14 protein-coding genes are annotated in these 12,263 nt (G+C 56.9%); 8 read left to right on the top strand and 6 right to left on the bottom strand.

The window, feature by feature from the left end; translation table 11 throughout:
- Positions 1-6: 6 nt before the first annotated feature.
- Entirely contained in the window at positions 7-393 is a 387-nt protein-coding gene (locus tag AM410_RS04170; RefSeq protein WP_108647530.1) for a VOC family protein, read from the bottom strand.
- Positions 394-486: 93 nt separating this feature from the next.
- On the opposite strand from AM410_RS04170, the gene AM410_RS04165 reads away from it, so the two are divergent.
- The 3 genes from AM410_RS04165 to AM410_RS04155 all read left to right on the top strand — a co-directional run bounded on the left by AM410_RS04165 (position 487) and on the right by AM410_RS04155 (position 3,160).
- The gene (locus tag AM410_RS04165; RefSeq protein WP_108647528.1) at positions 487-1,257 is read left to right on the top strand and encodes a DeoR/GlpR family DNA-binding transcription regulator; all 771 of its coding nucleotides are present in this window, start codon (positions 487-489) and stop codon (positions 1,255-1,257) included.
- Positions 1,258-1,320: 63 nt separating this feature from the next.
- Entirely contained in the window at positions 1,321-1,923 is a 603-nt protein-coding gene (locus AM410_RS04160; protein WP_014168451.1) for an ATP-dependent Clp protease proteolytic subunit, read from the top strand.
- Between the two features lie 115 nt (positions 1,924-2,038).
- Positions 2,039-3,160, top strand: a complete 1,122-nt coding sequence (locus tag AM410_RS04155) for a ribosomal protein uL16 3-hydroxylase (protein ID WP_040018535.1) — start codon at positions 2,039-2,041, stop codon at positions 3,158-3,160.
- 38 nt (positions 3,161-3,198) lie between these two features.
- Here AM410_RS04155 and AM410_RS04150 read toward each other — a convergent pair whose 3' ends face one another.
- Positions 3,199-3,393 (bottom strand): DUF2767 family protein, encoded by a 195-nt coding sequence (locus AM410_RS04150; RefSeq protein ID WP_020885335.1) that lies wholly within the window; start codon positions 3,391-3,393, stop codon positions 3,199-3,201.
- A 229-nt stretch (positions 3,394-3,622) separates the two neighbouring features.
- On the opposite strand from AM410_RS04150, the gene AM410_RS04145 reads away from it, so the two are divergent.
- The 3 genes from AM410_RS04145 (at position 3,623) to foxA (ending at position 7,178) form a co-directional block, all read left to right on the top strand.
- Positions 3,623-3,856, top strand: a complete 234-nt coding sequence (locus tag AM410_RS04145; protein ID WP_020885334.1) for a DUF2171 domain-containing protein — start codon at positions 3,623-3,625, stop codon at positions 3,854-3,856.
- 138 nt (positions 3,857-3,994) lie between these two features.
- A complete protein-coding gene (locus AM410_RS04140; RefSeq protein WP_108647527.1) occupies positions 3,995-4,948 on the top strand; it encodes an AraC family transcriptional regulator in 954 nt (317 codons plus the stop codon).
- Between the two features lie 121 nt (positions 4,949-5,069).
- Positions 5,070-7,178 (top strand): ferrioxamine B receptor FoxA, encoded by a 2,109-nt coding sequence (gene foxA / locus AM410_RS04135; protein WP_108647525.1) that lies wholly within the window; start codon positions 5,070-5,072, stop codon positions 7,176-7,178.
- Positions 7,179-7,244: 66 nt separating this feature from the next.
- On the opposite strand, the gene AM410_RS04130 is transcribed toward foxA, so the two are convergent.
- Entirely contained in the window at positions 7,245-8,660 is a 1,416-nt protein-coding gene (locus tag AM410_RS04130; protein ID WP_014168456.1) for an aminotransferase-like domain-containing protein, read from the bottom strand.
- Between the two features lie 176 nt (positions 8,661-8,836).
- On the opposite strand from AM410_RS04130, the gene AM410_RS04125 reads away from it, so the two are divergent.
- Positions 8,837-8,998: a DUF1127 domain-containing protein gene (locus tag AM410_RS04125; RefSeq protein WP_014168457.1), complete on the top strand. Its 162-nt coding sequence runs from the start codon at positions 8,837-8,839 to the stop codon at positions 8,996-8,998.
- A 59-nt stretch (positions 8,999-9,057) separates the two neighbouring features.
- On the opposite strand, the gene AM410_RS04120 is transcribed toward AM410_RS04125, so the two are convergent.
- Together AM410_RS04120 and pdxR are read right to left on the bottom strand one after the other, a co-directional pair.
- Entirely contained in the window at positions 9,058-9,312 is a 255-nt protein-coding gene (locus AM410_RS04120) for a DUF4282 domain-containing protein (protein ID WP_020885330.1), read from the bottom strand.
- Positions 9,313-9,393: 81 nt separating this feature from the next.
- Positions 9,394-10,782 (bottom strand): MocR-like pyridoxine biosynthesis transcription factor PdxR, encoded by a 1,389-nt coding sequence (pdxR, locus tag AM410_RS04115; protein WP_014168459.1) that lies wholly within the window; start codon positions 10,780-10,782, stop codon positions 9,394-9,396.
- A gap of 102 nt (positions 10,783-10,884) precedes the next feature.
- Here pdxR and AM410_RS04110 point away from each other — a divergent pair, with 102 nt between their 5' ends.
- On the top strand, positions 10,885-11,364 hold the full coding sequence (locus tag AM410_RS04110; RefSeq protein WP_032679560.1) for a carboxymuconolactone decarboxylase family protein: 480 nt from the start codon (positions 10,885-10,887) through the stop codon (positions 11,362-11,364).
- Here AM410_RS04110 and AM410_RS04105 read toward each other — a convergent pair.
- Positions 11,351-12,253, bottom strand: coding sequence for a LysR family transcriptional regulator (locus AM410_RS04105; RefSeq protein ID WP_108647523.1), 903 nt, complete (start codon positions 12,251-12,253; stop codon positions 11,351-11,353). The genes AM410_RS04110 and AM410_RS04105 overlap by 14 nt on opposite strands.
- Between the last annotated feature and the right edge of the window lie 10 nt (positions 12,254-12,263).

The following is a 12,263-nucleotide window of genomic DNA, read 5'->3' as shown; positions in this document are numbered from 1 at the left end:
TGTCTTTTACTCTCCTGTGAGCTCAATCCGGTTGCCGTCCGGGTCCGCAATCACCGCTTCATAAAACCCATCCCCGGTCTTGCGGGGGGCGCTGAGCAGGGTGCCGTTTGACTGCGCCTGCGCCGCCATACGGTCCACTTCAGCCTGGCTGCCGACGTGAATGGCGATATGCGCCCAGCCAATAAACTCCGGATGAGCCGGGGCGTCGGGCAGGTCCGGCACCGTCATCAGTTCAAGGGTTGGCCCGCCATCCAGGGTAATAAAATGTGACGCAAAGCCCGGGCGATTTTTGCTGAGGTAGCGTTCATTACGGCGTCCGCCAAAAACCGTTTCCCAGAACTGTACCTGTGCATCAAGGTGTCGGGTCCAGAGTGCAACATGGGCAATGTTCATTGTTATCCTCGCGGTGAGTGCTGATTGACAGAGCTCGCGCAGTGCAACATTATGCGCTTTGATGCTCGGTTTTGTTATTTTAAAGGACTTATAATGCTCGATTATGCTGCTTTTCCGGAGCAACGACAAGTGCTGATCCGTCAGATCCTTCAGGAGAGCGGAAGGGTGGTGTGCACCGAACTGGCGACACAAATGAAGGTCTCCGAGCACACCATTCGCCGTGATTTACATGAGCTTAGCAAAGAGGGCTTCTGTAAAAAGGTCTACGGTGGCGCGGTACTTCAGCTGCCGGATGCGGGGATATTTAGCCGCCGCGAGCAGGAAAACAGTGCACAAAAAACCACAATCGCGCAGAAAGCGGCAACGCTGATCAAAGCAGGTGGCTGTATCTTTATGGATACGGGCACCACCAACCTGGCGCTGGCGAAAGCCCTTCCTGCCGAACTCAGCGTGACGGTGGTGACCAACTCCCCGGCCATCGCGACCGCGCTGCTGCAACATCCGCTGTGTGAGGTGATCATCACTGGCGGGCAGATCCAGCGGGCGTCCGGCGCGACGGTGGGTGCCACGGCTGCAAGCCAGCTTGAGGGGATTATCTTTGATCAGGCCTTTATCGGTGGCTGTGCGATGGATCCTGAGATGGGGCTGACCGGCTTTGATTTTGCCGACTGTGCGTTCAAAAAAGCGGTGATCGCCCAGAGCAACCAGACCATCGTGGCGTTGACTGCTGACAAGCTTCCCGGCGTGGCGCGCTTTGTCGTGGCAAAGAGCCGGGACATTGATGTGCTGGTGGTGGACGCGAATATTAAACAGGACGTTATCGACGCGTTTGCGGCGCAGGATGTTCGCATTGTGTGCGCCTGAGGACTTTGACCGGTAAAACAGGCTACACTCTGGTTTTGAGCGCTAAATGCTGAGGACATAACAATGCACTACACACTGAAAGAAGGCGATAAGGATAAAGCGGAAGGGTCAAACGGCGCGGGCGCGCTGCAGCAAAAACTGCTCGAGTCCCGCTCGATTGTTATCTCCGGTGAGATCAACCAGGAACTGGCGCAAAAAGTCATTACCCAACTGATCCTGCTGCAAAGCGTGAGCAACGATCCGATCAAGCTGTACATCAACAGCCAGGGTGGCCACGTGGAAGCGGGTGATACCATCCATGACTTCATCAAGTTCATCCGTCCGGACGTACACATCATCGGCACCGGCTGGGTGGCGAGCGCCGGGATCACCATCTTCCTGGCGGCGAAAAAAGAACATCGCTACTCTCTGCCCAACACCCGCTTTATGATCCACCAGCCGCTGGGTGGCGTGCGTGGTCAGGCGACGGATATTGAGATTGAAGCGCGCGAGATCATCCGCATGCTGGATCGCGTGAACAAGCTGATTGCTGACGCCACCGGCCAGCCGCTGGAAAAAGTGAAAAAAGACACCGACCGCAACTTCTGGATGTCTCCGGCAGAAGCGCTGGACTACGGCATTGTGGGTAAACTGATTACGCATTATGACGATCTGAAGCTGGATTGATCCCTCAGGGCCGGACGTTTGCGCCGGCCTTCTCCTCTCGTTTGACCCATGACAAGTTCCCCCTTGACCGTCTCCCCTATAATCGCGCCTGTTTACCCTCTCACTGGTGCTACCCATGGCGTATCAACTGAACCTGAACTGGCCGGAATTTCTTGAAAAATACTGGCAGAAACAACCCGTAGTGCTGAAAAATGCCTTCCCTGATTTTGTCGACCCGATTACCCCGGACGAACTGGCAGGGCTGGCGATGGAGCCTGAAGTCGATAGCCGTCTGGTCAGCCATTCCAACGGTAAATGGCAGGCCAGCAATGGTCCGTTTGAGCACTTTGATGGCCTGGGTGAAACCGGCTGGTCGCTGCTGGCGCAGGCGGTAAACCACTGGCACATGCCTGCCGCGGAGCTGGTGCGCCCGTTCCGCGTCTTGCCAGACTGGCGTCTGGATGACCTGATGATCTCCTTCTCTGTCCCTGGCGGCGGCGTGGGCCCGCATATCGATCAGTACGATGTGTTTATCATTCAGGGGATGGGAAGCCGCCGCTGGCGCGTGGGTGACAAGCTGCCAATGCGCCAGTTCTGCCCGCATCCGGCACTGCTGCACGTTGATCCGTTTGAGCCGATCATCGACGAAGATCTGGCCCCGGGCGATATCCTCTACATTCCACCTGGCTTCCCGCACGACGGCTTTACCCACGAAACGGCGCTCAACTACTCCGTCGGTTTCCGTGGTCCGAACGGTCGCGATCTGATCAGCAGCTTTGCCGATTACGCGCTGGAAAACGATCTGGGCGGCGAGCACTACAGCGATCCGGATCTGACCTGCCGCGAACATCCAGGACGCGTGGAACAGTACGAGCTGGATCGTATTCGCCAGATGATGATCGACATGATCAGCAAGCCTGATGATTTCACGAAATGGTTCGGTAGCTTTGTCTCGACGCCGCGCCATGAGCTGGATATTGCCACCGCAGAACCGCCGTACACGGCAGAAGAAGTGCGTGATGCATTGCAGGGTGGCGAAACGCTGTCTCGCCTGAGCGGTCTGCGCGTGTTGAATATCAACGGCAGCGTCTTCATCAACAGCGAACTGCTGGAAACGGTAGATGCGAAGGCTGCGGACGTGCTGTGTCGCTACACGGAACTCGGCCAGGCTGAGCTGGGCGAGGCGCTGAACAATCCGGCGTTTATTGACGAACTGACCGGACTGATTAACCAGGGCTACTGGTTCTTCGACGAGTAACGGCTGGCGGCGTTTAGCCAGGCTAAACGCCGCCTCGTTCAGACCAGCATATTACAGGCTTTCCAGTAATTCAGGAGCCGCTCATCGTCGCGCTCCTTCTCTGCTTTTGTTTTCATTGCCTGCGCCAGATTTTCACGCGACAGCTCGTGGCCTTTTTGCACAATGTCTAAAACCGCTTCACCAAGAGCCAGTGAAATTTCTGTACGATTATTACGAATATTACGAATCGTCATTAATGCCTCCTCGTTGGTTGCGATAATGTAATTATGAAATAAAAAATAAACGTCGAGAATAATTCATCTTATTCTTATTTTTTCATTATGCTTCGCTATGCCTCGCGGTAGCCATAATATCCTGTTGTGTCAATGATGTTTCAAAATGCTAATAAGCGCCCGCAAGCCAAATTTATGCGCTACAGTTAATCCCGTGCAACGGCCAAATAACCAAAACGGGAGAATTATTATGGTAGATAAAAACGCAATTATGGATCACGCTCAGGTTGTCGCCAGCTGCGGAACACACGTCGGTGTTGTGGACCATCTGGATGGCGAGCGTATAAAGCTTGCGAAAAGCGATCCGGAATCCGGTGGGAAGCACCACTTTATACCGCTCGGTTGGGTGGACAAAGTGGATGATAATAAAGTTGTCCTGACCAAAAACCATAAAGAGGTTTTTGCTGAGTGGCAGCAAGCATAAATATATCTCTTTAACTGGAATATATTTCTTCGCTCCGGCTCAGACCGGAGCGTAATACGTTTTATGCCCAGTGATTGCTGCCACCACCAATGAATGGTACTGTTTCGTTTGTCCTTTCCCCGATGCAGGCACCGTCATATGCTCCAGCGTGAAAATAGATCAGCGAAACGCCTGTTTTTTGTTGAGGATTTTCAGATATTCGGTGAACGCTACGGCATCGACTACCGGTTCCCGCAGTTAAAAAATGCGCAGGTCAACAACCGCGCCGTGCTGCAGGGGAATGTGGAAGAGATGACGCTTTCATCCGGCATTTCACTGACCCACTCCAACGTTCGCGTTTTACAACCTTACGAAACCACCTCTCGCCATAGCAGCCCACTCTATATGCTGGTGGTGCTGGAAGGCGGCGTCACGATCGCGCTCAATGGCGTTGAATATGTCGTACGATCCGGCATGGCCTTCAGCTCCCGCCTGAGTGAAGAGCAGATAATGTGCGCGCGTCACGATGCCGACAGCACGCTGAAAACGCTCTCGTTTGGTCTATTCCCACACGATGCCAGGCGCGAGACCCTGCTTGAGTCGCTGCTCCAGGAATGGCAAAGCCTGAATGCGCCCACCCTGGTCTGGCACGTTCCTGAGTTTGTCCTTGCGGGGATCCAGCATGCTCAGCAGCAGGGTCTAAGCGCGTTATCCCGTCAGCTGTTGCTGGAAGGGCTGATGTATCAGCTTCTGGGCCAGGGTTTGGCGCAGCGCCAGCAATCCTTCCCGTGCCGGCCTGAGCATGCGCGTCTTGAACGCGTGCGCAGCAGGCTGGAACAGTCTCCGGAGCAGGATCATACTCTTGCGCAGCTGGCCGCCCTCGCCGCCATGAGCCCGAGCAGCCTGCGCAGCAAGTTTCGTCAACGCTACGGCTGTACCCTTTTCGATTACCTGCGTGAATGTCGGCTCGCGCTGGCGCGTCGCTATCTGCTTGAAGGCTACAGCGTGCAGCAGGCGGCGTGGATGTGTGGCTATCAGCACGCCACCAATTTCGCTACCGCGTTTCGTCGCCATTACGGTATTGCACCGGGCGACGTGCGCAAACGCCGCTAACCTACTTTCTCTCTTCGCGCGAACGCAACCCGTGCGGTTTAGCACCGCGCATACGTATCCTGGCGGCGCGCATAGCTGTTTGCCCTCTCAAAAAGGTAATAATTCTTATTAACAATAAGAAATACCTTTGGAGAGGGTTATGTTTGCTAAGTCACGTCTGGCACTGCTGGTGGGATGGGTTACCGGTAGCGTCGCTTTTCCTTTACTGGCGCAGGATGCCCAAAAAACGGACACCGTTGTGGTCACGTCGCAGATGCAATCTGCTGCCACCAAGCTTGAAACGCCGGATATAGAGACTCCGCAGTCGGTCTCTATCGTTACCCGCGAGCAGTTTGAAGAGCAGGGCGCGACCAGCGTGCGCCAGGCGGTGAGTTACACGCCGGGGGTTTACAGCAACCAGATTGGCGCGTCAAACCGCTTCGACTACATGGTGCTGCGCGGTTTCTCCGACGGCAGTCTGGATAATGTCTACCTCGACGGCCTGAAGATGATGGGAGACACCAACTCTCACAGCTCGCTGGTGGTGGATCCCTGGTTCCTCGACAATATCGAGGTGGTGCGTGGCCCGGCCTCCGTGCTGTACGGCCGTTCATCGCCGGGCGGTATCGTGGCGCTGACCTCCCGCAAGCCGTCGTTCGATCCGGGCGGGGAGATTAAGCTATTTGCCGGGAACAATAACCAGCGCGGGGCGATGTTCGACGTTACCGGTCCGGTCGATGATAACGACCGCGTGGCGGTGCGCCTCAGCGGTATGACCCGCTATGCCGATTCCCAGTTTGATCCGCTGAAGGAAGAGCGCTACGCGCTGATGCCGAGCCTGACCTGGCGCATCACTGATAACACACGTCTGGATCTGATGGCCTATCTGCACCGCGATCCGGAAGGGGGGAGCCACTCCGGCCTGCCTTATGACGGCACCGTGGTGCCACATAACGGTAAGAAAATCACCAACACCTTCTTTGAAGGTGAGGATGATTACGACAAGTACGATCGTCGGGAAAACATGGTGGGCTACAACATTGAGCACATGTTCGACAGCGGCTGGACGGTGCGCCAGAAGCTGCGCTATCTGCACACCAAAGTGGAGCTGAATCAGGTATATGCCGCGGGCTGGCTGAACGATACCGAGCTCAACCGCGGCTATTCCGGTTCTGACGAGAAGATGAATGCCATCACGCTGGATAACCAGGTCGACGGCAGTTTCGATACCGGGGCAGTTAACCACCGCGTGCTGATTGGCCTGGATTATCAGGACCGTACCAATAACGTGACCGGCTACTACGGCGGTTTCCCGCCCATCGACGCGTTCCACCCGGTTTACGGTGCGAAACCGGATTACATCACCCAGTACAGCAAGGAAAAACATAAGCTGCGCCAGACCGGGTACTACCTGCAGGATCAGATGTCCATTGACCGCTGGCGCCTGACGCTGGGCGGGCGTTATGACCAGGTAAGCGTGTCGAACGTTGATAACGTTAACCATACCCGCAGCGACCTGGATAAGAACAACGTCAGCAGCCGCGCGGCGTTGCTGTATCTGTTTGATAACGGTGTCGCGCCGTACGTCAGCTACTCCACGGCCTTTACGCCGACCAGTTTCGCCGATGAGCAGGGCAACATTCTGGACCCGATGAAAGGCAAGCAGTGGGAAGCGGGCGTGAAGTATGAACCCGAGGGGATGAACAGCCAGTTCAGCGCCTCGGTGTTCCGCATCAACCAGAAGAATATCGCCACCAAAGAGGAGCCGACCGATCCGTACCGTTCCATCGGTGAAATCGAGTCCGAGGGCGTTGAGCTGGAAGCGGTGGGTCAACTGACCGACAGCCTGCGCATGCAGGCGGCGTACACCTATACCGACATTCGCTACAAGAAGAGCAGCCCGGAAGAGGAGGGCAAGCGCGCCGTCTATGCGCCGCGGAATATGGCCAGTGCCTGGCTCAGCTACGACGTGAAAACGGGCCCGCTGGACGGCCTGACCGTCGGCTCCGGCGTTCGTTACGTCAACGGCATTACCAGCGATCGCCAGAACACCCATACGCTGCCGTCGTATACGCTGGTGGATATGGTGGTGGGGTATGACCTGTCGAAGGTGGGGCTCACGGGCATGAGCGCGCAGCTGAACGTCAATAATCTGACCGATAAACGCTATGTGGCGGCGTGTAACTCGCTCTCCTACTGCTATTTCGGCGCGGAACGCAGTATCGTTGGCAGCGTTTCATGGACGTTTTGAGTCGGTGACAGTGCCGGGCGGCGGTGACGCCTTGCCCGGCCTGGTGGAGGAGGGCATCAGGCCGCACTACTCCTCCATCGCAATCACAATTGCCTCACCCATCTTCTTCAGCGCCTCACGATGCTTCTCCGTTGGCGGTAACGCAACGTTGATCCGCAGGCAGTTGCGGTACTTGCCGGACGCAGAGAACAGCGACCCGGCTGCTGCCTGGATCTTCAGCCGGCACAGCTGCTTGCTGACGCACACCATGTCGACGTTTTCCGGTAACTCCACCCACAGCAAAAAACTGCCCTGCGGACGCGTCACGCAGATCTCCGCCGGGAAGTACTGCCGCACCCAGCAGGTATAGGTTTCCATATTCTGCTGATAAATCTGGCGCATACGGCGAACGTGACGATGATAATGGCCGTCGCGAATAAACGCCGCCACCGCCATCTGCGTTCCCGGCACGTTAAAGCCGCCTGCAGCGTATTTCATGTGCATCACCCGGTCGTAATAGCGCCCCGGCACAATCCAGCCGACGCGCAGGCCCGGTGCCACGGTCTTGGTAAACGAGCTGCACAGGAGCACGCGGCCATCAATGTCCATGGAGTGAATGGTGCGCGGGCGCGGGTATTCCGCCGCCAGCTCGCCGTAAATATCATCCTCCACGATCACGATATCGTGCCGCTGGGCGAGAGCCAGCACCTGCTTCTTCCGCGCTTCCGGCATGATAAAACCCAGCGGGTTATTGCAGTTGGGCACCAGGATCACCGCTTTAATGGGCCACTGCTCCAGCGCCAGCTCTAACGCTTCAATGCTGATCCCGGTTTCGGGATCGGTGGGAATTTCGATGGCTTTGATGTTGAACCCGCGCAGCATCTGCATGGTGCCGTGAAACGACGGGGATTCCACGGCCACAATATCGCCCGGTTTGCATATCGAGAGCAGGGCAATCGACAGCGCGCCGTGGCAGCCATTGGTGATGACAATCTCATTCGCGGCCACGGTAGAGCCGCCGTCCAGCATCAGCCGTGCGATCTGCTCGCGCAGCTCGAGCCGACCGTCGAGCACGTCATAGCTCAGCATCTCGCCCGGATTGTGCTGCGCGATGCGGCTCATTTCACGCCACAGCGGTTTCAGGCTCGGTTGATTGACGTCCGGCGAGCCGCCGCCAAAGGAGATCATCTCTTTGTCGGCACGGGCATCCAGCAGCATCATCACTTCATCCCACTGGGTGACGTCTACCGGACGCTGCACCGGACGCGTCATTGCCGGTACGGGCGGCATGGCCTTACGTTGCGAGACAAAATAGCCGGAGCGTGGCTGAGGCGTGATCAGCTGCAGATTTTCGAGGATCTGGTAGGCCTGCTGTATGGTGCTGATGCTAACGCCATGCTCCTGGCTCAGCGCGCGCACCGACGGCAGGCGTTCACCGCTGCGATACAGCCCTTGTTGAATGCGTTCCGCCAGAAGATTGGCGAGATGTTGGTAGCGCGTCATGCTGTATCCTTTGTTTTCACCATACAGATTGTAAAACCAGTACAGATTGCCGCAAAAAACGGCATGCAGATACAGTTTTAGCGGATCTGTATGTTAAACAAAAGATGTTTTTGAATCTGTATTGTACGACCTGAATTCCACGATGATAACGCTACTGGCACAGTGAGGAGAGCATCATGGAATTTTACGAGAACCGTTCAAAACGTCCGTTTATTGTTTTTGTCTGGATCGGCAAAACGCTACGCAATTGGTACCGTATTCACCGCACACGTCGCATCCTGAGCAAGATGAGTGACGAGCAGCTCAAGGATGTCGGGTTGTCGCGCTATGATGTGTAAGCAGGCAGGGTCGGCGCTGGCCGGGTAAGGAGAAACCCCTACCCGGCGCAACGGAGAGATTATTCGACTGATTTCACCGCGGTGTTTTCAGCGATGCGGCGCAGATATTCGTTATTCTTAAACGCAACCATGATCAGTTCGAACGTCACGCGACAGCCGATCAGGCTGAAAATCATCCCGATAAATCCGGTGATCAGATGATCGGTAAACATGGAATACACGCCGGCAATCAAAATCACCAGCATGACGATCCAGTAGAAGAAGACCAGCACGCGTGGCGTTAATAAGTAGTCAAATCCCAGAATGGCTTTCATTTTCTTTTCCTTAGAAATATAAAAAAGGCTCAAGATTGTATCTTTATCACGTTCTTTTATGGCGTGGATAGCTATCTGATTTCAGAGTAGTAATTCCAGCGTTTCTTGTTTTGGCCTTTCAAGTAGTGCCACCGCCTCCTGATACGTGCGCACGTTGTTATAGCCCATCACCAGTCCGTACCGCTTGCCGGAGCCGCGATACCACTCCGAGAGCGCGTTAACCTGCAGCTGCTGCGCTTGCCAGCAGTGCGCGATTTCCCGGTCACAACTCCCCTTCGAAAGGAATGCCACGATGTGCATCCCACCGTCGTTTTGCTCGGTGAAAAACAGGTCGCCATACACCTCCTGTAAAGCCTTAATCATCCACTCCCGCCGGGTCTGATACAGGGCCCGCATCTTCTTAAGATGCCGGAAAAAATGGCCTTCGTTGAGAAAGGCGGTGAGGATCTTTTGCGTCAGCACCGGCTGGCCGCTGGTAACGATGTCCGCGCAGTCGGTAAACGCCCCGAGGGTGCTGGCGGGCATCACCACGTAGCCCATGCGCAGCGACGGCATAATGGTTTTGCTGAAGGTGCCCATAAAAATGACCCGGTCGTGCCGGTCGAGGCTTTTTAGCGACGGCAGCACCTTGCGGGTGTAGTGAAATTCCCCGTCGTAGTCATCCTCAATAATCCAGGCCTCGTTCTGACTCGCCCAGTCGAGAAGCTGTTGTTTACGCGGCAGAGAGAGGGTGACCGCCAGCGGGCTCTGGTGCGACGGGGTGACGATGGCGAAGCGGGCATCGCGATGGTGGCGCAGCAGGTATTCCGTATCGATCCCGGCGCGATCGACCGGCACGGTGTGCAGGCGCGGCACGATCCGCTTGAGCAACTGCTGGCCCATAAAGTAGCCCGGATCTTCAAACACCACCTTGTCGCTGCGGCTGGCCAGCGTATCGAGGATCAGGCGCAGGCTACCGCTGTAGCCGCTGGTGATCAGCACCTGCTCGGCAGTGCATGCGAGCCCGCGTGAAATATTAAGGTAGCTGGCAATCGCCTGGCGCAGCGGATACCAGCCCAGCACGGGTGGATTCAGCATCTCTTCCTGGCGCATGGCGCGCGTCGCCTGGCCTGAAAGCAGCAGCCATTTTTTATAGGGAAAGCTGTCGAGGGAGGGAATGCCGGGGCGCAGAAAGCCTGCCCGTTCGCGCTGGCCGATCAGCGAGGCCGGAAGCGTGCCGGTGGTCTGCTCCGCTGGGGCGTGCTGCGCAGGCAGTAACAGGTCCGGATTGACCCGCGTGCCGCGTGCCCCCTGGCTTACCAGATACCCTTCGCCCGTCAGGATGGCGTAAGCGGTTTCAACGGTTTTGCGCGCCACCTTCAGCTCTTCCGCCAGCACGCGAATGGCGGGGACTTTGTCGCCAGGCTTTAGCACGCCACGCGTGATGTTGTCGCGATAGCGGGTATAAATAGCGTGATAGCCCGGTTTCATGTCCTACCTCGTTTGACGGTTTATGTATCTTTTTACTATGTCATTATCCGCGTAGATTGTCCTCATCGCATGACATATGCCGCACAAAAAAGAGGAAAGACAATGAGCACTCGCGTCAACCACCATAAGATCACACCTGCCCTCGCCAACGCGCTGTCCAACCTGAGCATGGAAGTGGCGAAAACCTCTCTCGACCCGGCGCTGAAGCACCTGATCGACATTCGTGTCTCACAGCTGAACGGCTGTACCTTCTGCCTGGATATGCACTCGAAAGAGGCCAAAATCGCCGGAGAACGCGAGCTGCGCCTGTACCATCTGGCGGCATGGCGCGAGTCCCCGCTGTTCAGCGCCCGTGAGAAAGCGGCGCTGGCCTTCGCCGAAGCGCTGACGCAAATTAGCGTGCATGGCGTGAGCGATGCGCTCTACCGCAGCGTGGCGGAGCACTTCTCGGACGTGGAGATTTCAGAGCTGAACTTTGCCATTGTGGCGATCAACGCCTGGAACCGTCTGGGGATCACGTCCCGCATGGCGCCGGGCTCGCTGGACGCGGCTTACGGGCTGAATAAAGCTAACCTCGAATAACCCCGCGCTCACGGATCATCGCCACCAGCGCCCGTAACCCTGGCGGGACGTGGCGATGCCCCGGATAGTACAAGCGCAGCCCGGCAAACGGCTGCGTCCAGTCGTTTAACACGCTCACCAGTTCCCCGCTTTCAAGCTCTTCCCGGATATACAGTTCCGGTAAAAACCCTATCCCTAATCCCGCCTTCACGGCCCGGATCGAGGCGAAGAGATCGGACGTGGCAAAGCGCGGCGGTACCGCCAGGGCGTACTGTTCCCCGCGACGCGCCAGCTCCCAGCGGTAGATCCCACCGTGCGCCATGCGCATACCGATCCCCTGATGTAAGAGCAGATCCTCCGGCGTGTGCGGCGTGCCGTGGCGGGCAAAGTAATCCGGCGTGGCGGTGACAAGCTGGCGGATCTCACCGGTCAGCGGCACGGCGATCATGTCCTGCGGCACGGATTCTTCAAGACGGATCCCGGCGTCGTAACCTTCTGCGACGATATCGATCATTCGCGCTTCGCTTAGCGTCTCGACGCGCATTTTCGGGTAGCGGATCATAAAGTCGATCAGCAATTGATCCAGAAAGAGCGCACCGATATGGTTCGGTACGTTTAAGCGCAGGGTGCCGGCAGGTTCGCCGGTATCACTGTGGATCTCTTCGCCGGCCTGGCGTATCGCCTGTAGGGCCGGGCCGATACGCGCCACGTAGCGCTGCCCGGCGTCGGTAAGCGCCACGCTGCGGGTGGTGCGGTTAAACAGGCGCGTCTCCAGGCGGCTCTCCAGCCCGGCGATAGCGTTACTTACCGCCGTGGCGGACATGCCCAGCTCCTGTGCCGCACCGCGAAAACTGCCGCGCCGCACCACCGCCATGACCACTTCCAGCTCTGTCAGACCTGAACGATGCATAGATTATCCT

It is taken from the genome of Enterobacter cloacae complex sp. FDA-CDC-AR_0164 (genome assembly GCF_003071645.1).
Classification (GTDB): domain Bacteria; phylum Pseudomonadota; class Gammaproteobacteria; order Enterobacterales; family Enterobacteriaceae; genus Enterobacter; species Enterobacter ludwigii.
Note: the sequence above shows the minus strand (reverse complement) of the source record. Positions and strands in the feature narration are given on the sequence as shown.

What these genes read in the sequence shown, in the direction of transcription:
- AM410_RS04170 (WP_108647530.1), bottom strand. Translation starts at nt 393, where the DNA reads ATGAACATTGCCCATGTTGCACTCTGGACCCGACACCTTGATGCACAG.
- AM410_RS04165 (WP_108647528.1), top strand. Translation starts at nt 487, where the DNA reads ATGCTCGATTATGCTGCTTTTCCGGAGCAACGACAAGTGCTGATCCGT.
- AM410_RS04160 (WP_014168451.1), top strand. Translation starts at nt 1,321, where the DNA reads ATGCACTACACACTGAAAGAAGGCGATAAGGATAAAGCGGAAGGGTCA.
- AM410_RS04155 (WP_040018535.1), top strand. Translation starts at nt 2,039, where the DNA reads ATGGCGTATCAACTGAACCTGAACTGGCCGGAATTTCTTGAAAAATAC.
- AM410_RS04150 (WP_020885335.1), bottom strand. Translation starts at nt 3,393, where the DNA reads ATGACGATTCGTAATATTCGTAATAATCGTACAGAAATTTCACTGGCT.
- AM410_RS04145 (WP_020885334.1), top strand. Translation starts at nt 3,623, where the DNA reads ATGGTAGATAAAAACGCAATTATGGATCACGCTCAGGTTGTCGCCAGC.
- AM410_RS04140 (WP_108647527.1), top strand. Translation starts at nt 3,995, where the DNA reads ATGCTCCAGCGTGAAAATAGATCAGCGAAACGCCTGTTTTTTGTTGAG.
- AM410_RS04130 (WP_014168456.1), bottom strand. Translation starts at nt 8,660, where the DNA reads ATGACGCGCTACCAACATCTCGCCAATCTTCTGGCGGAACGCATTCAA.
- AM410_RS04125 (WP_014168457.1), top strand. Translation starts at nt 8,837, where the DNA reads ATGGAATTTTACGAGAACCGTTCAAAACGTCCGTTTATTGTTTTTGTC.
- AM410_RS04120 (WP_020885330.1), bottom strand. Translation starts at nt 9,312, where the DNA reads ATGAAAGCCATTCTGGGATTTGACTACTTATTAACGCCACGCGTGCTG.
- pdxR (WP_014168459.1), bottom strand. Translation starts at nt 10,782, where the DNA reads ATGAAACCGGGCTATCACGCTATTTATACCCGCTATCGCGACAACATC.
- AM410_RS04110 (WP_032679560.1), top strand. Translation starts at nt 10,885, where the DNA reads ATGAGCACTCGCGTCAACCACCATAAGATCACACCTGCCCTCGCCAAC.
- AM410_RS04105 (WP_108647523.1), bottom strand. Translation starts at nt 12,253, where the DNA reads ATGCATCGTTCAGGTCTGACAGAGCTGGAAGTGGTCATGGCGGTGGTG.